This is a genomic window from Alphaproteobacteria bacterium (assembly GCA_015231795.1).
In the GTDB taxonomy this organism is placed as follows: Bacteria; Pseudomonadota; Alphaproteobacteria; order Rhodospirillales; family WMHbin7; genus WMHbin7.
In genome coordinates, this window is record JADGAX010000005.1 from 134,407 (window position 1) to 154,707 (window position 20,301).

A 20,301-nucleotide genomic window follows, 5' to 3' on the forward strand; every position below is an offset into this window, starting at 1 on the left:
CTTGTTATCAGGTTGATCGCCCATTCCCCTCAGACTAGACTATTTTTAACTTGGAAACCAGCGCGTTGGTCTTGACGGCGGTCAACATCCCGCTCCTTGCGGATGATTTTGTCCAGCCATTTCCACCACCCGGCTTCCTTCCCTGTGCCGCAACCCCGCCGAGGCGCTGATGCCTTGAAAATTATGAAACGATAACTCTTTTCTTCTGCCCAAGCGTCATTATAGTGTCCCCGGGTGAATAATATGGGGGTGTCGGGACCATGGAGTATCCCGAGAAATTCGAGCAAGCCATGTCCTATGCCGGACAGGCGGTGGAGTTGATGAAGTCGCACCAGGTGCCGCCGCACCCGGGCAATTTCGCGATCTGGTACACCTATGTTTCGGGCAATTACCCCGACCTTCGTCGCGCCGTCGACATCCTGATCAGCAACAAGATGGATTTCGACGAGAAGGTGCTGATGGACCTTCGCCAGAAATTCTTCGGCCATGAGAACGAAAGCCAAGCCCTGCACAAGGCGACCCAGCGCATCGAAGTCATGCTGGGCCAGATGATGGGCGTGCTGGGCAACGCGGTTCAGGGGGCGAACAGTTACGGCGAAACGCTGAAGAGCTTCTCGGACACTTTGCAAGACAAGGACAAGCTGGGCGACATCCGGGACATGCTGAAGACGGTGATGACCGAAACGCGCTCGATCGCCGAGGCCAATCAGGAGCTTGAGGTCAAGCTGGAGACCTCGTCCAAGGAGATCAAGCAGCTGCGCGTCAATCTGGATGAAGTCAAGCGCGAGGCGATGACCGACGCGCTGACCGGCATCGCCAACCGCAAGCTGTTCGACATCGCGCTGCGCGAATCCGCCATGCAGATCATGGAAACCGGCGAGCCGCTTTGCCTGGCCATGATCGACATCGACTTCTTCAAGAAGTTCAACGACACCTACGGCCATCAGATGGGCGATCAAGTGCTGAAGCTGGTGGCCCGCACCCTGGTCGACAGCGTCAAGGGCCAGGACACGGCCGCCCGCTATGGCGGCGAGGAATTCTCGGTCATCTTCCCCAAAACCGAATTGAAAAGCGCCCTGGCCGCCGGCGAGAACATCCGCAACAACGTGGCCAACAAACAGGTGACCAACAAGCGCACCGGTCAAAGCCTGGGCCAGATCACGCTTTCGATCGGCGTGGCGGAATATGTGCTGGGCGAGCCGCTAAGCCAGTTGATCCAACGGGCCGACGAGGCGCTTTACCTGGCCAAGCGCTCGGGCCGCAACCGGGTGATGAGCCAGACCGATCTGGAACATGCCTCGTTGGAGTTGAAGCCTTAGGGGGTGGGGAAAGGGAGTCCATTGCCGTGACGTTTGCCCCGGCTATGCCCTTGGCATCCATTTGAAACAACCACATTTTTCCGGAGACATTGACAATCAACGCGTCAATTCGCATATAATGTGCACATCTCCTGTGGCCCGAAACTCCTACCTACGGTAGGAGGACCGCCCAAGGCGGTGGCGAGAGCCTAGGGCCACAGGATCCCTTTTCAACTAAGCCTGAAATTCCAGACCGTGAATCGACGTTTGCCTCGCGGCGAATCGGCATCAAGTGATGTCAGACCGGATTTACTCAATACATGGCTGGCCAAAGCGTTTTTTGCTTCCGAGGCGCCGGGAAGACTCCCATGTCCATTCTTGATCCATGCAACCGCGCCAAGTAGCACATCATTCAACTGAAGCAGATCGCTTTCCTTCGAGTCTCTGAACACCACACGCCGAAAGGGATAATCGGGGCGGGCCAATTTTTTGGCGGCGTTTCTGTTGAGAATCATCCGAAGCTCATCCAGAGATTGCCTCGTCGTTCGTTTGTCAAGATAGGCGTACAGCCGTTCGGGATAAAGGCGCGCGTGCTTATTGAGCAACTGGAAAACCATTTTCGAAAAGCCGATTTCTCTGTCTCCTTGATTGAACCGGCCATGGTCAAGACGGGCCGTGTCAATGACAAGGGCATGGAAATGCATCATATCGGCATCAGACATGGTAAAAAACGAGTCGACCACAGCCCTGTAGGTCTCGAGCTTGCCCCTGGAAACCTTGGTCCACTTCATCTCTCCATGGGGAAGAGAGGGGAGCCTTGACGCGCGGATGACGTCTACGATCCGCGAAACATTCTCCGTTCTGGCGGTGATCGCGCCGAGCACAAGAAATCTGTGCTTCGTCTGGCTGGATTCGTCCGCGTAGATATCTCTCATGTTGTGAGAAGGCCCAGAATTGCGCAATTGAACAGCATCGCAATCATGACGGCATTTCATCCACCTCGTAGACCACCGCCGTGCGCATGTCCTTGTCTTCGATGTCCTTGGTGGTCGGCACGTCATAGCGCGCCACTTCGCGCAGGCCCGACTTGGGCAGATAGTTGCGCCCCGGATCACCCAGAATGACGCGCACGCCTTGCTTGGACAAATTCAGCAGCCAAGCGAAGACGCGTTCGGCCATGGGGCGTTCGTAGCAGACGTCGCCCGCCAGAACCACATCCCAGCGATTGGCGCACCCCACCAGATCGTCCAAGCGAACCGTCACCGCGACGCCGTTGGCCTTGGCGTTGAGATCGATGGCCGCACCCGCGAAGGCGTCGATCTCGGCGGCTTCGACGGACAGAGCGCCCGCCATGGCGGCGGCCACGCCCGACACGCCGGAACCGGCGGCGAAATCCAGCACGCGCAGGCCGCGACAAGAATCCGGATGGTCCAAAAGATAGCGCGCCACCGCCTGCCCGCCCACCCAGGCGAAGGCCCAATAGGGCGGCGGCAAGCCTTCCTTTTCAAGCGTGGCTTCGGTGGCTTCCCAAAGCGGCGTCACTTGGCTGGCCAGATGCAGTTTCATCTCTGGCAGCAAGGGCGTTGGCGACAATTGCGTATTGGCCAGGACGAAGGCTTTGGGATCGCTCAAGCCAGAACCTTCCCGGCCACTATGCCCGCCAGCACCAGCCAGCCGAAATAGCGGTTCGATTTGAACTTGGACAAACAGTCGGCGGAATCGTCGCTTTCAAGATCGCTGACCTGCCACAAACTTTGCAGCCAAGCCGCCGCCAAGAACAGATAGAAGGGCCAAGCCAGTTGCGCCAGCCAGCCAGCGCAGCCGATCAGCGCCACGGCCAGGGCGAAGAAAAGCAAGAGCCAGGGCTTGGTGTTGGCGCCCAGGCGCAGCGCGGTGGATTTCACGCCGATCAGCGCATCGTCTTCCTTGTCTTGATGGGCGTAGATGGTGTCGTAACCCAGGGTCCAGAACAGGCCCGCCGCATACAAGATCAGTGCTGGCCAAGCCAACAAGCCGCTGGCGGCGGCAAAGCCCAGCAGCGCCCCCCAATTGAAGGTCAGGCCCAGCCAGGCCTGCGGCCAATAGGTGATGCGCTTCATGTAGGGATAGGGAAAAACCAGCAGCAGCGAGGCCGCCCCCACCAGAATGGCGAACAGGTTGAATTGCAGCAAGATCACCAGCCCGACGGCTAGTTCGAGAACCAGGAACAGCAGCGCCTGATTGGGCGTGACGGCGCCCGACGGAATGGGGCGTGTGCGCGTGCGTTCGACCAGACCGTCGAAGTCGCGATCCGCCCAATCGTTGAAGGTGCAGCCAGCACCCCGCATGACCATGGCGCCCAGGCCGAACAGAATGATCAGCTTCAAGTCGGGCCAGCCGTCGGCGGCCAGGGCCACGCCCCACCAACCGGGCAACAGCAACAGCCAGGTGCCGATGGGGCGATCCAGACGCATCAGGCGCGCATAGGGGCGAAGACCCGACGGCAAGCGCCGGTCCACCCAGTTTCCCATCGGGATATCGCCCGCCAAACTTCGTTCCATGGCGCTCATTCTTCGCAATCCGGGCTGGGGCGCAAGCTCAATCTGCTATTTCCCGGGCACAATCGGCGTGGGGCCGCTGGGCGACAGTTGAGGCAAGGTCAGAGGGCCGCTGCCGTCGAACTCGATATCCTCGCTGGGCGGCAAGGACGGAACCTGCAAGCCGGTCTTGGGCTTGGCCTGCGTCGAATTCTTGAGGATGACGACAATCGAGGTCGCCCCGCTGTCGTTCTGCGGATTGCCGGTCAGGCACAGATTGCCCGCCTGCTCCTTGGTCACCGTCACACTGGGCAGAATGGGCACCGCGTATTGCGAGCGGCTGGCGACGGCGTCGATGGCCACCAGCTCGCCTTCCTTGACCCTGGCCATCGGGCCGAACAGCGCCGTGCGCCTGATCTGGAAAACCAGTCGGACATCGCCGGGAATGGGGATGATGCGCTGCAATTGCCCGCCAGCGCCCAGAATGTCGGCTACCGATCCTTGGAAGATGCCGACATCCTTCAAGGGCGTGCAGGGCGGCGGCGGCGGCGGCAGTTTCTTCTGCGTCTCGGCGAGGATGGCACGCTCCTCGGCGGCGCGCGTTCGCTCGACCGATTTCTTTTCCATGACCGAAAGCATCTTGCTGCGCAATTCGCGCTCAAGCCGGTTCATCTCGCAAAGCCCATAGGCCTGGTCGGTGGGCGGACATTCGGGCAGCGTCTCGCTGATCGCAGGACCTGGCTTCGCCCGCTCGATCTTTTTGTCGGCGGTCGATCCCGGCGCGTTCAGCAACAACGGCGGCATGTAGGGATCGCAAAAGAAGCGCACTTTGAGGCCGTCGAATTCGGTCAGCACGGAATCGTATTTCTGGGTGCCGCAAACTTCGAGGATCTTGTCCTTGGGCACCAGGATTTCCGCCTGTTTGGCTTGCCCCCACGCCTGGAATGTCGCGAAAGTCAGCGCCAAGCAAAGCGGCAGCGCTTTGGCGAGGTTGCGCATTATTGTTTGAAGCCCGCCTTGGCAAGCAGCAAATGGAACTGCCTGAGCTGATGCTCGGCGTCCTTGGGGTCCGGCACGCCCTCGACGAACTTGGCCACGAAATCGGGCTGGCGCAACAGGGCTTGCGTGCGTTCGCGGGCGATGGACAGCGCCTTGCCTTCCAGCAGCAGGCCCGAAGCGCAGAACTGCACCAGCCGCTCGGCCCGCGCCTTCAAGGGATCGCTTGCATGATCGAGCTTTTCGACGATGCCTTCGCGGCGAATGTAATCGGCCAGCAGTTCGTCGATCTTGGCGCACAGCTTGCTTTTGATCGGTTGCGGCAACGCGCTTTCCAATATTTCCTTTTGAATCTGCGTGCCGTCGCCCAGGCGATGCGCCTGATTGCCGCGCGGAAAAGTGACTTCCTCAAGCCCCTTCAGTCCCAGGACGGCATTGCCCAGGCGGTTGACCAGCACGTCGAGATTTTTCTGGCCGAATGAGGTCACGGCCAGATTGGTCAGGAAGCGGATGCGCGCCCGCATTTCGGCGATCAGGCGCACCATGGCGTCGATGGTTTTCTTCGGCTCGGGCGGCATGTCGGGTTCGGCATAGACGCGCCCCGCGCGGTCCATCAGCGCGTCCAGCATCGGCATTCCCTCGGGAAAACCGCCCGTGCCGTCGTGCAGCGCCACCACCAGCGCCGCGAAGGCCTGGGCTTCGTCCTCGCCTTCGGGCGACAGACGTCGGCCGGTGGCCAACTGGCGTTTCACGCGATCATAAAGAACGGCACGGCAGGCGGGCATCACGGTTTTGGAAAACAGCGAATCCAGACGGCCCAGCAGGCCAGGCGGCGGTCGTCCGGACACTGCCATCTTGCCCGAGGCCAGACGGATGATGGCGACCAACGCCGCCCCCAATCCGGGCTGCGCGCCCAACAGGTCTTGAATGACGCTGGCGCCATCCAGCACCTCGGCCAGGATTTCATCCAGCACGTCTTGCAGATGTTCCGGCAAGCCGGGCTTTAAAAGATCGAGTATCTTCTCCAGCTTGGCGTCCCAACTGCGCCCCTGGGCCAGATACAGGCACAGCGACGCCATCAGCATCGACTGGCGCTCGTCTTGCTGGGGCGAAAGCTCTTTGATCTTGCTTTCCAGCTGTTCCAGGTCCTCGCCGTCGAAGGCGGGCACCCGGTAATCGTCGGACCATTGGCGGGCGCGCGAGATGACCTGATCGACCAGCCGGTACAATTCCTCGCGGCGCAGCTTGGCGTCCAGGTCGGGCGGCGCGCCCTTGGCCTTCACTTGCAGATTGGCCACCTTGTCGGTGCCGCTGGGCAGCAAAGTGTCGGCCTCTTCGATGCGCCGCAGGGCGCGGTAATTGTAAAGCAGCTCGGTTGGAGTCAGGAAAACCGTATCCAGGTACTTGCGCAACAAGCGGCCCAGCATGCGCCTGCTTTCGCGGCCGTAAACATCGTCTAGGGAAGCGCACCAGGGCGCTTCGTCGATATTGACGATGGTGGCGGTGATCGGCCCGCCTTCCTGTTCTTGAAAGAAGACCTGTTTTTCCCCTTCAAGGCCGTCCGAGCGCATCCACATGCGCATGACGCGCACGGCGTCGTATTCGCGCTTGGCCTTGATGGCGGCTTGCGCCTCGCGCGTGGCCGAGGTCTGCGTTTCGCAAACGGTTTGCAAGGTCCAGCGCTTGCCTTGCAGAACCTGCACCTCGAAACTTTCTCTGCCTGCCATCCGTTCCCCACATTCTTGGTTGCGAGGAGTTTAGCGCGTCAGGTCTTAACCGTCCATTATTGGACCCGTTTCCAACCCGCTTTCTCGTCTTGTTGCCAGTACTCCATCTCGCAACCGGCCTCCTTGGCCGCCTTGTAGCGTTGGCGGGCCATGGCGACGGCTTCTTCGTCCTGGCCGTCGAACAGATCAAGGCAGCGGGCGTAAGTGGTCATACGATCAGATGTCATGCCGTCGACCAGAACCAGCACGTCCGCTCCATTGGGGTTTTCGTCTTGGGCGGTCAGCCAGATTGGCTGGCGTTCGGCTTCGCCGCTTTTGGCCTGTCCGTGCGGCAGCCAGGAATCGGGATCATGGGTCCACAAGCTGGCATCCAGGGCCGATACGCGCTCGGCGCTGGCGCACAGCACCACGCAGCGGTGCCCCGCCGCCAGCACGCGTTCCAGCAATTTAGGCAAGGCCTGATCCAAGGTGCTGCGCGTCAGGTGGTAAAAGCCCGCGCGCACCATCTTCAACGCTCGTAGTTTTCTTGCAAGAACCGGTCAAGCAGGCGCACGCCGAAGGCGGCGGCCCCCTTGGGCACGGTGGCCAGATCCTTCTTGGCCCAGGCGGTGCCCGCGATGTCCAGATGCGCCCAAGGCACATTGTTCACAAAGCGCTTCAGGAATTGGGCGGCGGTGATGCTGCCCGCCTTGCCGTCGCCGATATTCTTCATGTCGGCGATGTCCGACTTGATCATCTTGTCGTAGGCCTCGCCCATCGGCAGGCGCCAAAGCGGCTCGCCCACCGACTCGCCCGCCGACGTCAAGCGCTCGCACAGCTTGTCGTCGTTGGAAAACAGGCCCGCATATTCGGAACCAAGGGCGACCAGAATGGCGCCGGTCAGGGTGGCCAGATCGATCATCGCCGTCGGCTTGAAGCGGTTCTGGCAGTACCACAGCGCATCGGCCAGCACCAGGCGGCCTTCGGCGTCGGTATTGATCACTTCGATGGTCTGACCCGACATCGAGCGCACCACGTCGCCCGGGCGCTGCGCAGTGCCCGACGGCATGTTCTCGACCAAGCCAGCCACGCCCACCACATTGACCCTGGCCTTGCGCCCGGCCAAGGCCTTCATCAGGCCGTAAACGACGGCGGCGCCCGACATGTCCCACTTCATTTCTTCCATGCCGCCCGCGGGCTTGATGGAGATGCCGCCCGAATCGAAGGTAACGCCCTTGCCGACGATGGCGACCGGCGCGGCCTGCTTGTTTCTGGCCCCGGTCCAGCGCATCACCACCAGTTTCGATTCCCGGATGCTGCCCTGCCCCACGCCCAACAGCGCGTTCATGCCCAGCCGCTTCATCTGGGCCTCGCCCAGAATCTCGACCTTGACGCCCAGGCGGATCAATTCGCGAGCGCGCGCCGCCATGCTTTCGGGATGGATGATGTTGGCCGGTTCGCTTTGCAACTCGCGGGTCAGACGCACGCCCTCGGCGACGGCATTCAAAGGCAGGAAAGCCTTTTTGGCCCCGGCGACGTCCAGACATAGCAGCGTGAACAGCTTCAGCTTGGGCTTGTCGTCGGGCTTCTCGGTGGTGAAATAACGATCAAAGCGCCAGGATTTCAGATTGGCCCCCAGGGCCATGTGGGCCGCCATGCTGGCCTCAATGATCTTGCAGCCGGGAATGGCGTCGACCGCCAGCGCCGCCTCGGCCTCGCCCGAGGCCAGGGCTTCCGTCGCCGCCTTGGCGCCGAACGCCTCAAGCCGCTTTTCATCGATCTCGGACGCCTTGCCCAAACCGATGGCGATCACGCGGGCCAGCTTCAGGCCGGGCGGCGCCATCAGGCTCGCCACCTGATCCTTGCGCCCTTCGAAACGGGCGACGTCGAACAGCTTCTTAAGCGCGCCCTTGGTCTTGGCGTCGATGGCCATCGCGGTGGGCAGCTTCTTGCGGCCCTCGAGAACGCCCACGATCAGAACGCCTTTTTGCGGCATGGCGGGCTTGGCGAAAACGATCTTCATAATGTTACCTCGTGGCGTCGGGATCGGGAGACGGTTCTTCAATCGGCGCGGTGGCGGCGTCGCGCGCTGCCTGACGGTCGGGCGACAGGAACCAGACCAATCCGCCCGGCAGCGACATCGCGGTGCCCAGCAATCCCAGCAGGATCGACAGCACCAGCGAGGCGGCGGCAGGCACGCCGATGAATGCGAAGGCGGTGACCATGGCGGTTTCACGCACGCCCCAACCGGCAATCGAGATCGGCAGCGTCATGACCAGCATGACCGGCGGCACCAGCACCAAGCAATCGATGACGCTGACGTTGATATCAAGCCCCTGGGCCAGCGCGTAAACGACCAGCGAATAGTTGATATGGCCGAAGATGGCCAGGAACATTACCGGGAAAGCGTGGACCGGTTTCAAGAAGAGCTTGCGGGTGTCCTGGGCCAATTGGGCAAGGCCGCGCACCAGACGCCACTTGTCCAGATGGCCGGGCAAACGGTCCAGCACCATGATCAGCACGATGCCCGCCACGGCGGCCAGCGACATCAGGGGGAATATCCAGCCCAATCCCTGATCGGAAATGCGAGACAGCAAGAAAGGTTGGGTCGCCACCACCAGCAGCAGCAAGGCCAGCACGGTGACGATGCGTTCCAGCATCACGCCATTGATGGCGCCGCCCAGCTTCAGGCCCGACTTGTGAGCCATCCAGATGCGCACGGCGTCCGATCCGACGGCGCCCGGCAGGACCAAGCCAAAAAAGGTGCTGATGTAGTAAAGCCTGAACATGCAGGCAACCGACAATTCCTGCGAAATGGCCCGGCTGACCGCCCGCCAGCGCAAAGCCCCCAGGACGATCTGCATAAGAAACAGGAAAGCAGCCCCCAACAGCCACAAGGCATCGACGTTCTTGGCCCTTTCCCAGGAATGGGCCAGATCGACTTTGCCTAAAAGATAGGCGACCAGCGCAGCCGACAACGCGAATTTCAGCGCGTAGATCAGGCTTTTCTTGGACATTCCGGGAGCCTTGCAGCAAAAGGAGGGGGCGTTCCTTTGTTTACCCGTCTTATGTCCTGGGCGCAACCCGCCCCATAGCCAAGCAGGGCTGGTTTTTTTGCGCCGAAAGGACTAATTTTCGCCACTTTTCTCTTACCGGGGACCATCCATGACCGAGACCCAGCTTATCGACGGCAAGGCTTTCGCCGAAAAACTGCTTTCCCAGGTGGCGGCCGACGTGGCCCAGCTCAAGGAGAAGACGGGCAAAACCCCAGGCCTTGCGGTGGTGATCGTGGGCGAAGACCCGGCCAGCCAAGTGTATGTGCGCAACAAGGTCGAGAAGACCAAGGCGGTGGGCATGTCTTCAATCCACCATGTCCTGCCCGCCGAAACCAGCCAGACCGATCTTTTGGCGCTGGTCGAAAGCCTGAACCGCGACGACGGCGTCAACGGCATTCTGGTGCAGTTGCCCCTGCCCAAGCAGATCGACGAGCAGGCCGTGATCAACGCCATCTCGCCTGACAAGGATGTCGATGGCTTTCACGTCATCAACGCCGGGCGTTTGGCCACCGGACAAGACGCGCTGGTCGCCTGCACGCCGACCGGCTGCATGATGCTGCTGAAGGATCGCCTGGGCAGCTTGGCCGGACTGGAAGCGGTGGTGATCGGACGCTCGAACATCGTGGGCAAACCGATGGCGGCTTTGTTACTGGCCGAAAGCTGCACGGTGACGATTGCGCATTCGAAAACCAAGGATTTGCCGCAAGTCTGCCAGCGCGCCGACATTCTGGTGGCGGCCGTCGGGCGGCCGGAAATGGTGAAGGGCGACTGGATCAAGCCGGGTGCCGTGGTGATCGATGTCGGCGTCAACCGCATTCCGGCCGAGGGCGGCAAAACGAAGCTGGTGGGCGACGTCGCCACCAAAGAGGCGATGGGCGTCGCGAAGGCGATCACGCCGGTTCCGGGCGGCGTGGGTCCCATGACCATCGCCTGCCTTCTGTTCAATACGCTGAAGGCTGCGAAAATGCAGTGGAAGCAGTAGGGCTTATCAGCCCGCCTTCAATTGCGCCGACATGGCGACTTGGCCTTCGGGTGTCAGCGCCCATAATTCGGCCCCGTCCGTCGTCGCCTTGCCGCGCAAGGTGAAGGCGGCGGCGTCGAACAGGGGCAACTGGGCGCGATAGGCAAAGTCGATCACCCGGGCCGCCGGATTGTTGCGCACGTATAGATCGGCCAGCAGGGTGGCGATCAAGGGTCCGTGCACGACCAGACCGGGATAGCCTTCGTGCTGGGTGCAAAAATCGCGGTCGTAATGAATGCGATGCGCGTTGTAGGTCAGCGCCGAATAACGAAACAGCATCACCGGGTCCGGCTTGACTGCGCGCTCCCAATCCGCCTCGCGCGAGGGCGGCGCGTGCAAGGTGACGGTTTTGGCGGCAGCCGCGCCAGGGGCGGCGCGGTACACCAGATCCTGGCGCTCCTGGATGGCAAGGCCCTTGCTGTCTTCATAGCGATGTTCGACCGTCACGAAAACCAGCGGGCCCGAACGGCCCTGCTTGGACTCGACGCTTGCGATTTTCGACGAGCGGCGAAATATCGTGCCGAAACGTACCGGATGCAGGAAGGAAAGCTGGCCGCCCGCCCACATGCGCCGGGGCAGGTCGATGGGCGGCAAGAATCCACCCCGCTTTTCATGGCCATCTTGATCGAGCTGGGCTTGAGGCGTGCGGGCCAGGGCGTAGAACCAATGAGCCAGCGGCGGCAGCGTGCCGGACGCCCAGGGGGTTGTTTCGTAATCGAGCAGGGCGGCCAGCGCCATCACCGGCCCCGACGTGACCAGATCCACGGCTTCTTCCCTGCGTCCGACCCATTCCTGGTGGTCGGGAGCGGCGGCGCGGTCAGCCAGAGCAGCGTCCATGCCCCTGAATCCTATATCGTTTACTCCAATCGTAATAACCGTTTACGTCCCATCATGTCAAGACGTGTCTAAGATTCATCATTATCTATTGATAATGCTATAATTATTAGAGTTCAACAATTTAAGACTTTACCGGGGAGCGCCAGTCAGCAAGGGGCGCATTTTCATGTCCGATTTCAAGACATGGCTGACGATCCAATCATGCAGGAATTTGCTGGCCACTTCGATTGAAATGCGGGGCTGGCTGGCGTCGTTCAGGGTCCTGTTGAAATTTTCCAGGCGGCTGACCAGTTCGCGATGCTCCTGGCGGTGGCCCGAGGCCCCCGGCATACAAATCGCGGCCTGCAACTTTTCTTCGCGTTCGAAATGCTGGGCCGTGTATTCCATCAGCCCCTGAAAGGCGACCTTCAATTCGAACAGATTGTGCTTGGCGATGGCTCCCTCGTACAGATTCACCAAAAGAAACAGTTTCTTATGGTCCTCGTCGATCATCTCGTTGCCGACCGACATGGCGTCCCGCCAATGAATGGGCATGCGTAAATCCTTTCTCTTTTATCCAATACTTACCTCCCCCCCCTGGCTTGGCAACCCCTGGGGTGGATTTATCTTGCGATCATATTTCACCTCGCTGATTTGTATTAAATAAGTTTGACCAACATCAAGGTGAGTGCCTATTCTGCTCGCAATCTGACTTGTGGATGGCGCCAATTGGCGGCGCCGAGGGGTTGTTATGGAATGCACGTCTCAAGCCATCGGCGGCGATCTGATCTTCACGCTTTCCGGCCGTATGACCTTTAAGGACCACAAGCAATTCAGAACCGTCCTGCAGGACGTGACCAAGAATGTCTACCAGCGCGCCATCTTCGACCTGAACCGGCTGGAATTCATCGACAGCTTCGGCGTCGGCATGCTCCTGATCGTCAAGGACGCCGCCGAGGCCAGAAGCAAAAGCGTGGTGCTGCGAAAGCCCCAGGGCCAGGTTGAACATATGGTGCAGATCGCCAAGCTGGCCAAAATTTTCACGATGGAATGACAGCTTAAGAAACGCTGCTTGAGGAGGTTTTCATGGCGCTGTTCGCTCAAAAGGGAGCGTTGCCCACCCAACAATCGTCACCGACCCAACAGCAAGGCGAAAGCGCCGTGGACGGCGCCATTGCCGCCATCGACAACCTGATCAAGGGCGCCTACCAGTCGGTGCCCAACGCCGAGGACCGGTTGCTGTCCAAGCTGGTCGAGTTGGCGGGTGTCTTGGAAGGGCGCGGCCTGAAATCCTTGAAGCAGACGGTCGGCATGTCGGTGCTGATGAACGAAGTTGTGATGCGCGCCGTGGAAACCATGCGCAGCGTGCGCGAGATGACCAACCGCACCACCGCCATTTCCGCTTCGACCGAGGAACTGGTTACCGCCGTGCAGGCGATCAGCCGCACGTCGGAGCTGGCCGCCACCAATGCCGAAAGCGTGCAAACCATCACCATCGAAGGGGCGAAAGAGGCCGAGCACGCCGTTTCATCCGTGCGCGCCATCGTCGAGACTGTGCAAAAGGCGTCGGTGGGCGTTTCGCGCTTGGCCGAGGCCTCGGGACGCATCAGTTCCATCGTCGACCAAATCGACCACATCGCCAGGCAAACCAACATCCTGGCCCTGAACGCCACCATCGAGGCGGCCCGGGCGGGCGAAGCAGGCAAGGGGTTCGCCGTCGTGGCCCATGAAGTGAAGACGTTGGCCAACCAGACGACCAGCGCCACCCACGACATAAGGAAGCGCATCGCCAGCCTGAACGAGGAAACCGACAGCATTCTTTCGGCCATGAACGAAGGGACCGGGCGCGTCGAGGAAGGCGAGCGGGTGGTGCTGGCCACCGTCGGCAAGATGCAAGAGGCCGAACGCGAGATCAAGGACGTGACCGCCCTGATGCAAGACATTTCCAACCATCTGGTGCAGCAGCGTTCGGCGGCGGGCGAGATCGCGCAAAGTCTGGAAGGCATCGCCGAGACGTCGAGCAAGGATTCGGAAGCAATCAGCGCACTGCTGGACGTGTCGGAAAAGGGCGGCGTGCTGTTGACGGAAATGCTGGTCGATCTGGCGGCGCTGGAGATCCGCAACAAGGTGGCGCATCTGGCCAAGTCCGACCATATGATCTGGCGCAGGCGGCTGGCCGAAATGCTGGTGGGGCGCACCAAGCTCAACCCCAACGAACTGGCCGACCATCATTCCTGCCGTCTGGGCAAATGGTACGACGCCGTCACCGACGACCGTTTCAAGAACCACCCCGCCTTCAAGGCCATCGTCGCCCCGCACGCCGAAGTCCATAAATACGGCATCGAGGCGGCCAGGCTGTTCAATGACGGCAATTTCGAAGCCGCCGTCGACACGATCGCGAAGATCGAGAAGCCGTCGCAGGAAGTGCAGCGTCTGCTTGACGAATTGACGCAGCTATAGTTTTTCTTGCAAGCAGGCAAGGGGCGAGATTACGCCCCTCGAGTCCTGCAAGCCTAATCGCGCGCCTTCTTGGCAAGGCGCTCGAACAGTTCCGGGGTCAGCCGCCCGTCCTCCTTGACGCCGCTGTCCTTCTGGAAGCGGCGAATGGCGTCGCGGGTCTTGGCCCCCAGCCGTCCATCGGCCTCGCTGGGCGCCATATACCCGGTTTTGGCCAGCATCTCTTGGACGGTCTGCACGAACTGACGGTTCTCGCCGGCGGGCGACGTCGCTTGCGCCCAAACGGGCGCAGAGGCAAGAAGGATCGCCAGGGCCAGAACAGCGGGCTTGAGCCTCAGCATTCCCTTTCTCCGAAAAAGCGCTGCAGGCGGGCCAGCGCCTCATCGATCGCCTCGTCCTTCTTGGCAAAGCAGAAGCGGGCGAAATGGTCGGGCGGATCGTCCTGATAAAAGGCGCTGACCGGGATCGCCGTCACCTTGGCCTGTTCGGTGATGTAGCGGCAGAAATCGGCGTCGGCGCCCTTGTAGCCCAGCGGCCTGAAATCGGCAGACAGGAAATAACTGCCCTTGGCCTCCAACGTTTTGAACCCGATGCGCTGCAATCCGGCCTTCAACTTGTCGCGCCTGGCCGCCAAATCGGTCTTCAATTTGGCGAAGAAGGAATCGGGAAGCGAGAGTCCGAAGGCGACGGCGTCTTGCAGCATCGGCGGCGTGGTGAAGGTGACGAACTGATGCGCCTTCACGATGGGCTGCAGCAGTTTGGGCGCCGCCACCACCCAGCCGATCTTCCAGCCGGTCAGCGAGAAGATCTTGCCAGCCGAGCCGATGCGGGCGCAGCGCTCGCGCATGCCGGGCAAGGTGATCAGCGGCACATGGAGAAGACCATCGTAAATCAGATGCTCATACACTTCGTCGCAGACCGCGTAGGCGTCATGCTTGATGACAAGGTCGGCGATGAACTGCAATTCGCCCAGGTCGAAAACGCGGGCCGCCGGATTCATCGGCGTGTTCAAAAGGATCAGCTTGGTCTTGTCGGAAAAGGCCTTCGCCAGTTCTTCTCGCGGCAGTTCCCACAAGGGAGGGCTTAGCCGCACCAGCTTGGGAATGCCGCCCGCCCTTCTGATGATCGGCAGATAGCTGTCATACAAGGGTTCGATCAGCACCACTTCGTCGCCCGGCTCGATCAGCCCCAAAAGGCAATCGGCCAGGGCTTCGGTGGCCCCCGAGGTCACCATCACCTCGCTTTGCCAATCGACATCCAGATCGTAGAAGCGCTTGGCATGGAGGGCGATGGCCTGGCGCAGGTCCGGCGTGCCCATCATCGAGGGATATTGGTGCGGGCCTTTCAGAACGGCGGCAGCACAGGCCTCGATCACCTCGCGGCATTCCAGCCCTTCCGGAAAGCCTTGGCCCAGATTGACCGCCTGATGCTGGGCGGCAAGGCGCGACATGGTCTCGAAAATGGTCGTTCCATAACTGGAAAGAATGCTGTTGCCCGGCTTCACCCGACCCTCCTTCTTTGGAGCGCAAACCTTAACACAGACCCCAAGATTTCCAAATCTGCCCTATGTTTGGGCAGGTTGCCCCAAGCTTGGGCAGCGACTTGCCCATTCCCCGCCTTTTATGGGGATTTTTCCGGTTTCCGGTCTGGCACAAACCGTGCTAGAGGTTGGCGTCCCTCAAGAGGGCGGTCACCCATTCGTTTCTCTCATGCCAGCGAAGACGTCCATGAAGAAAATCGAAGCCATCATCAAGCCCTTCAAGCTCGACGAAGTGAAGGAAGCCCTTCACGAGATCGGCCTGCAAGGAATTACCGTCACCGAAGCCAAGGGCTTCGGCCGCCAGAAGGGCCATACCGAACTGTATCGGGGCGCCGAATATGTGGTCGATTTCCTGCCCAAGGTGAAGATCGAACTGGTGATCGAGGACAATCTCATCGAGCGCGCCGTCGAGGCCATTCAACAGGCCGCGCATACGGGCCGCATCGGCGACGGCAAGATATTCATCAGCCCGGTCGAGGAAGCCATCCGCATCCGCACCGGCGAGCGGGGCAACGACGCCATCTAGCGTCCTGCCTTGTCCTGGGCCGAAACGCCAGGCCCGTCCGTTCACCTCATCCGTTAACCCCATCCCAACAGGAAGACAGACATGTCCGCAAAGAAAGTTCTGGAGATGATCAAGGAAAAAGACGTCAAGTACGTCGATTTCCGCTTCACCGACCCCCGCGGCAAGTGGCAGCACACCGCCCAGCACGTCAACACCGTCGACGAAGCCATGCTGACCGAAGGCATCATGTTCGATGGTTCCTCGATCGCCGGCTGGAAGTCGATCAACGAGTCCGACATGATCCTGATGCCTGATTGCAGCACGGCCGTCATGGACCCGTTCGCCGCCCAGCCGCACCTGATCATTTTCTGCGACATCGTGGAACCCGCCACCGGCCAGCTTTATGACCGCGATCCGCGTTCGATCGCCAAGCGCGCCGAGGCTTATGTCAAGTCGTCGGGCGTCGGCGACACCGTCTATTTCGGCCCCGAAGCCGAATTCTTCGTCTTCGACGATGTGCGCTTCGGCTCGGGCATCAACCATGCCTTCTATCATCTCGAGTCAGACGAAGGCTCGTGGTCGTCGGGCAAGGAATTCGCCGAAGGCAACTGGGGCCACCGCCCCGGCGTCAAGGGCGGCTACTTCCCCGTCGCTCCCGTTGACAGCCATGTCGACCTGCGCGCCGAGATGCTGACCGTCATGGGTGAGATGGGCCTGGAAATCGAAAAGCACCATCACGAAGTGGCGAGCTGCCAGGACGAGTTGGGCTGCAAGTTCGGCCCCATGCTCCAGCAGGCCGATTTCATGCAGATCTACAAGTACGTCGTCCATAACGTGGCCCATAGCTACGGCAAGACGGCGACCTTCATGCCCAAGCCCCTGTTCGGCGACAACGGTTCGGGCATGCATTGCCATCAGTCAATCTGGAAGGACGGCAAGCCGCTGTTCGCCGGTTCGGGCTATGCCGATCTGTCGGAAAAGGCGCTGTACTATATCGGCGGCATCATCAAGCACGCCAAGGCCATCAACGCCTTCACCAACCCGCTGACCAACAGCTACAAGCGCCTGATCCCCGGCTTCGAAGCCCCGGTGCTGCTGGCCTATTCGGCCCGCAACCGTTCGGCTTCTTGCCGCATCCCCTACGCCACCAACCCCAAGGCCAAGCGCGTTGAAGTTCGCTTCCCCGATCCGGGTGCGAACCCCTATCTCGCTTTCTCGGCCATGCTGATGGCGGGCCTGGATGGCATCGAGAACAAGATCCACCCCGGCGATCCGATGGACAAGAACCTGTACGACCTGCCGCCCGAGGAACTGAAGAACGTTCCCACGGTTTGCGGCAGCTTGCGCGAGGCCCTGGAAGCCCTGCGCGCCGACCACGCCTTCCTGACCAAGGGCGAAGTGTTCTCGGCCGACTTCATCGAGAGCTATATCGAGCTTAAGTACGAGGAAGTCTACAAGTTCGAGCACACCCCGCATCCGGTCGAATTCCAGATGTACTACTCGGTCTGATTTTCTTCGGATCGCGTATCGGAAAAATGCGAACCCCCGGCGAAAGCCGGGGGTTTTGCTTTGGGGGGATTTGAACGGAATGGCAATCATTGCCAAAATCTGCCATAATGCCCAAAACGGAGGCCCTCATGGCGACGATGAACGTATCCCTGCCCGACCCCATGCGCGACTGGGTGGAAACCCAAGTTAAAGGCGGTGTTTATGCAAATGCCAGCGACTATATCCGCGACCTCATCCGCCACGACCAGCGGCGCCATCAGGAATTGAAGGCCGCGATTGCCGAAGGTTTGCAGAGCGGGCGCAGCCCCAAGAAAGCGGGCGATGTGATGAAGGCCGCCAAGACGCGGTTGAAGCATGGGTGAGTATGTTCTTTCCAACAAGGCCGCCGATGACCTTGATGGAATCTACGTCTATTCCTTCCAGGCCTTTGGCGAAGTCCAGGCCGACGCCTATTTCAATTCCTTAAGCGATTGCCTGCAAAGCCTGGCTGACAATCCCAGCCTGGGCCACGCTGTGCCTGACCTACACGAAGGACTTCATTGCCACCACCATGCCCGGCACTTGGTTTTCTATCTGACAGAACTTGGCGGCGTATTCATCGTACGCATCCTGCATGATGCGATGGACGCCAAGCGGCATATAGCGAATGAGGGGTAGTGCAAATGCAAGCCCCGCACATCGGCGGGGGTTTTGCTTCGGGGGGGGACGCCATCTACGTTTTCGTCATTGCCGGGCTTGACCCGGCAATCCATGGATGCCCGGATCAAGTCCGGGCATGACGTAATCTTTGAATGTTGGCAGTCAGGCGGACGTGCCGCTATAGTTGTACGGCTTGCAATCGCCCTGGAATTCCCATGAACGACACGCCACCCCTCGGTCAACTCTATGGTCACGTCTATCTCAAACGCGGCCAGCCGACAAATGACAACCCAAAAATTCGGAGGCGAATGTACGTTCTATTTGCTGAATTAGGCCTGCGCGAGATCAATAACATTTCTACTCGCTTGCAAGGCAAACTTGGCCTGCGTCTTCCGAGCTACCCAAGAGCGTTTGGCGGGTACAATTATGACGCATTTTTTGAATCTTTAGAACTCGTCGACTTGCTGAACTTAGTTACTATCGTTGCAAATCAGATTTTGGAATCAGGTGGGAATAAGAGGGTTCACGCAAAGTGGATTAAAGAGATTGGCAGCATCTTTCAGGAAGAAAACGTCGGCTATATCGTCGATGACCAAGGCGGCGTTCACCCTGCCGTCGACGCGGAATTCGAACACAACAAGGCTTCAACAATCAAAGGACTTGGCAGCAGCCGCTACAACGGCGTGTTGACCGAGTTCGAAAAGGCCTATGCCGAACTTGACAAAATTCCGCCAGATGGCAAAAACGCCATGCGCTCGGCATTCGAAGCGGTCGAGATTCTTTTCAAGCTGATGTTTCCGGCGCAGCGGTTAGGCGGCGCAGAAATCAAGCAGCATCTTGAACCTGTCGTGAAAGCCCAATTGTCTGCCGACAAAACCGCCTCGCATGCGACCATAAAAATGCTGGCCGGTTTTTCCGATTGGGTGGACGGGGTTCACTACTATCGTCACGGCCAGGGCGAGGAAGAGCCTGTACAACCGCCTCTTTCGCTTGCCGTTCTGACCGTCAGCACTGCCGCTTCCTATCTGCGCTGGCTGGCGGAACTGGACCAATCCCCATGACACAGCAAGAAGCGCCAAGACCAAAATACCCGCCACGCCAAGGCTGGGACGCGGCTTTTGCCGCAGCAGAAAACGAGTGTCTGATTCCCACGCCTGAGTCCGAGTGGGATGAGAAGGAATGGACTTGGCCGCCCGCCCCTACTTCCGAGAAATCCCCCTACGCCACCCAATAGGGCATGTTCCGGCGCTTTTCTTCGGGCAGATGGCGCTCCAGCGCCAGATGCACATCGTCTTCGTTGGCCCTCACGACATTGCTGGCGATCGCCATCACATTCTGGTCCGCAGCACCCAGCAGCCTAGCCAGCAGGGTCGGCCTGACGGGCAAGGCGGGATCGACATAGACATTGAACGATGTCGTGTGCTTGTTCTTCGACTTGACCACGGCGATCACCTTGTCCCAGGGAATCGTATCGTCGCTGGCAACCGCGTAGTAAAGCCCTTCATCGCCGATGCGCAGGATAACGGGCTTGACCAGCGCCACCCAGATGATGCGCACATAGGGCAGCGCCAGCAAAGTGAAGAACAAGCCGAAGACAAGGCCAATCACGCCCACAAACGCCGCCTCGGTATCTGGCAGGAATTTCGCCGCAAAAATGAATCCGCCGCCCGCAAAGAAAGCGCTGACAGCGAAAGACAGCAGACCCGCGGTCCAATTGAATCCGGAAACCAGCTCCGGCGGCTTCTCTTCACCCATGCGCCTCTGTCGCCTCTTTGCTCGCCGTCAATTCAAACGCACCGGCATTATGCCTTATTGTTTTCGTGCGTCCAGACCCAGGCTTCGCGGCGCTGGTTGGCGGTAAAGAAGCGGATGTTGGACTCGCTAAGCGCGTTGATGGCGGCGGCCGAGGCGCGCTCCCAGGAACGGTCGCCGATCAGGGCGCAGCGTTCGAAATCGTTCCAATGGCGAATGCCTAAGATGAAATCCATCCAGGCGGCCTTGGCCGTCCAGCCTTCGAATTCGGTCATGTCGATCAGGGCGCGCACGCGCCCATGTTCGGCCACCAGCCGATCCAGTTGGGGTCCGAACTTGCGGTAGTCCCTGTCGGTCAGTTTGCCGATGGCGCAAACGCTTAAAAAATCGCCCCGGCTTTCGGGTTGAATTTCGAGCATGCCGACCCTCCGGGTCGCAAGAGGCCCACCTCCACAATGGTTAACAATATCATAATTTCGACATTCGGGGG

At 60.1% G+C, this 20,301-nt stretch carries 23 protein-coding genes; 9 read left to right on the forward strand and 14 right to left on the reverse strand.

Annotation, left to right across the window (positions count from 1 at the left end; genetic code table 11):
* The first annotated feature begins 260 nt into the window (after nucleotides 1–260).
* The gene (locus HQL44_12005) at nucleotides 261–1,319 is read left to right on the forward strand and encodes a GGDEF domain-containing protein (GenBank protein ID MBF0269303.1); all 1,059 of its coding nucleotides are present in this window, start codon (nucleotides 261–263) and stop codon (nucleotides 1,317–1,319) included.
* Nucleotides 1,320–1,528: 209 nt separating this feature from the next.
* On the opposite strand, the gene HQL44_12010 is transcribed toward HQL44_12005, so the two are convergent.
* The 8 genes from HQL44_12010 to HQL44_12045 form a co-directional block, all read right to left on the reverse strand.
* On the reverse strand, nucleotides 1,529–2,233 hold the full coding sequence (locus HQL44_12010) for a DUF3800 domain-containing protein (GenBank protein MBF0269304.1): 705 nt from the start codon (nucleotides 2,231–2,233) through the stop codon (nucleotides 1,529–1,531).
* Nucleotides 2,234–2,276: 43 nt separating this feature from the next.
* Nucleotides 2,277–2,864, reverse strand: a complete 588-nt coding sequence (locus tag HQL44_12015) for a methyltransferase (protein MBF0269305.1) — start codon at nucleotides 2,862–2,864, stop codon at nucleotides 2,277–2,279.
* Between the two features lie 62 nt (nucleotides 2,865–2,926).
* Entirely contained in the window at nucleotides 2,927–3,847 is a 921-nt protein-coding gene (locus tag HQL44_12020) for a 4-hydroxybenzoate octaprenyltransferase (protein ID MBF0269306.1), read from the reverse strand.
* A gap of 36 nt (nucleotides 3,848–3,883) precedes the next feature.
* Nucleotides 3,884–4,813, reverse strand: coding sequence for a hypothetical protein (locus tag HQL44_12025; protein ID MBF0269307.1), 930 nt, complete (start codon nucleotides 4,811–4,813; stop codon nucleotides 3,884–3,886).
* A complete protein-coding gene (locus HQL44_12030; GenBank protein ID MBF0269308.1) occupies nucleotides 4,813–6,537 on the reverse strand; it encodes a hypothetical protein in 1,725 nt (574 codons plus the stop codon). Before HQL44_12030 ends, HQL44_12025 begins: the two co-directional genes overlap by 1 nt.
* Before the next feature lie 56 nt (nucleotides 6,538–6,593).
* Nucleotides 6,594–7,043 carry a DNA polymerase III subunit chi gene (locus HQL44_12035; protein MBF0269309.1) on the reverse strand — a complete coding sequence of 150 codons (450 nt, stop codon included), beginning with the start codon at nucleotides 7,041–7,043 and terminating at the stop codon, nucleotides 6,594–6,596.
* 2 nt (nucleotides 7,044–7,045) lie between these two features.
* The gene (locus HQL44_12040; protein ID MBF0269310.1) at nucleotides 7,046–8,539 is read right to left on the reverse strand and encodes a leucyl aminopeptidase; all 1,494 of its coding nucleotides are present in this window, start codon (nucleotides 8,537–8,539) and stop codon (nucleotides 7,046–7,048) included.
* Between the two features lie 4 nt (nucleotides 8,540–8,543).
* Nucleotides 8,544–9,533, reverse strand: a complete 990-nt coding sequence (locus tag HQL44_12045) for a flippase-like domain-containing protein (GenBank protein MBF0269311.1) — start codon at nucleotides 9,531–9,533, stop codon at nucleotides 8,544–8,546.
* 148 nt (nucleotides 9,534–9,681) lie between these two features.
* On the opposite strand from HQL44_12045, the gene folD reads away from it, so the two are divergent.
* On the forward strand, nucleotides 9,682–10,554 hold the full coding sequence (folD, locus tag HQL44_12050) for a bifunctional methylenetetrahydrofolate dehydrogenase/methenyltetrahydrofolate cyclohydrolase FolD (GenBank protein MBF0269312.1): 873 nt from the start codon (nucleotides 9,682–9,684) through the stop codon (nucleotides 10,552–10,554).
* A gap of 6 nt (nucleotides 10,555–10,560) precedes the next feature.
* On the opposite strand, the gene HQL44_12055 is transcribed toward folD, so the two are convergent.
* Both HQL44_12055 and HQL44_12060 read right to left on the reverse strand, forming a co-directional pair.
* Nucleotides 10,561–11,430 (reverse strand): MaoC family dehydratase N-terminal domain-containing protein, encoded by an 870-nt coding sequence (locus tag HQL44_12055; GenBank protein ID MBF0269313.1) that lies wholly within the window; start codon nucleotides 11,428–11,430, stop codon nucleotides 10,561–10,563.
* Nucleotides 11,431–11,559: 129 nt separating this feature from the next.
* On the reverse strand, nucleotides 11,560–11,964 hold the full coding sequence (locus HQL44_12060) for a hemerythrin family protein (protein ID MBF0269314.1): 405 nt from the start codon (nucleotides 11,962–11,964) through the stop codon (nucleotides 11,560–11,562).
* Between the two features lie 196 nt (nucleotides 11,965–12,160).
* On the opposite strand from HQL44_12060, the gene HQL44_12065 reads away from it, so the two are divergent.
* Together HQL44_12065 and HQL44_12070 are read left to right on the forward strand one after the other, a co-directional pair.
* The gene (locus tag HQL44_12065) at nucleotides 12,161–12,463 is read left to right on the forward strand and encodes an STAS domain-containing protein (GenBank protein ID MBF0269315.1); all 303 of its coding nucleotides are present in this window, start codon (nucleotides 12,161–12,163) and stop codon (nucleotides 12,461–12,463) included.
* A gap of 32 nt (nucleotides 12,464–12,495) precedes the next feature.
* Complete coding sequence (locus HQL44_12070; protein MBF0269316.1) at nucleotides 12,496–13,869, forward strand: CZB domain-containing protein; 1,374 nt, start codon at nucleotides 12,496–12,498, stop codon at nucleotides 13,867–13,869.
* Between the two features lie 53 nt (nucleotides 13,870–13,922).
* Here HQL44_12070 and HQL44_12075 read toward each other — a convergent pair whose 3' ends face one another.
* Both HQL44_12075 and HQL44_12080 read right to left on the reverse strand, forming a co-directional pair.
* Complete coding sequence (locus HQL44_12075; GenBank protein ID MBF0269317.1) at nucleotides 13,923–14,207, reverse strand: peptidoglycan-binding protein; 285 nt, start codon at nucleotides 14,205–14,207, stop codon at nucleotides 13,923–13,925.
* On the reverse strand, nucleotides 14,201–15,370 hold the full coding sequence (locus HQL44_12080) for an aminotransferase (protein ID MBF0269318.1): 1,170 nt from the start codon (nucleotides 15,368–15,370) through the stop codon (nucleotides 14,201–14,203). Before HQL44_12080 ends, HQL44_12075 begins: the two co-directional genes overlap by 7 nt.
* 223 nt (nucleotides 15,371–15,593) lie before the next feature.
* Here HQL44_12080 and HQL44_12085 point away from each other — a divergent pair, with 223 nt between their 5' ends.
* From HQL44_12085 to HQL44_12105, 5 genes are all read left to right on the forward strand, one after another.
* A complete protein-coding gene (locus tag HQL44_12085) occupies nucleotides 15,594–15,932 on the forward strand; it encodes a P-II family nitrogen regulator (GenBank protein ID MBF0269319.1) in 339 nt (112 codons plus the stop codon).
* A gap of 81 nt (nucleotides 15,933–16,013) precedes the next feature.
* Nucleotides 16,014–17,420, forward strand: coding sequence for a type I glutamate--ammonia ligase (gene glnA / locus HQL44_12090; GenBank protein ID MBF0269320.1), 1,407 nt, complete (start codon nucleotides 16,014–16,016; stop codon nucleotides 17,418–17,420).
* 128 nt (nucleotides 17,421–17,548) lie between these two features.
* Nucleotides 17,549–17,782: a type II toxin-antitoxin system ParD family antitoxin gene (locus HQL44_12095; protein MBF0269321.1), complete on the forward strand. Its 234-nt coding sequence runs from the start codon at nucleotides 17,549–17,551 to the stop codon at nucleotides 17,780–17,782.
* Nucleotides 17,775–18,077: a type II toxin-antitoxin system RelE/ParE family toxin gene (locus HQL44_12100; GenBank protein MBF0269322.1), complete on the forward strand. Its 303-nt coding sequence runs from the start codon at nucleotides 17,775–17,777 to the stop codon at nucleotides 18,075–18,077. Before HQL44_12095 ends, HQL44_12100 begins: the two co-directional genes overlap by 8 nt.
* A gap of 197 nt (nucleotides 18,078–18,274) precedes the next feature.
* Complete coding sequence (locus HQL44_12105) at nucleotides 18,275–19,120, forward strand: hypothetical protein (GenBank protein MBF0269323.1); 846 nt, start codon at nucleotides 18,275–18,277, stop codon at nucleotides 19,118–19,120.
* Between the two features lie 157 nt (nucleotides 19,121–19,277).
* Here the strand turns inward: HQL44_12105 and HQL44_12110 are convergent, their stop codons facing one another.
* Nucleotides 19,278–19,814: a hypothetical protein gene (locus tag HQL44_12110; protein ID MBF0269324.1), complete on the reverse strand. Its 537-nt coding sequence runs from the start codon at nucleotides 19,812–19,814 to the stop codon at nucleotides 19,278–19,280.
* A gap of 47 nt (nucleotides 19,815–19,861) precedes the next feature.
* Nucleotides 19,862–20,230, reverse strand: coding sequence for an STAS/SEC14 domain-containing protein (locus tag HQL44_12115; GenBank protein ID MBF0269325.1), 369 nt, complete (start codon nucleotides 20,228–20,230; stop codon nucleotides 19,862–19,864).
* Nucleotides 20,231–20,301: the final 71 nt, after the last annotated feature.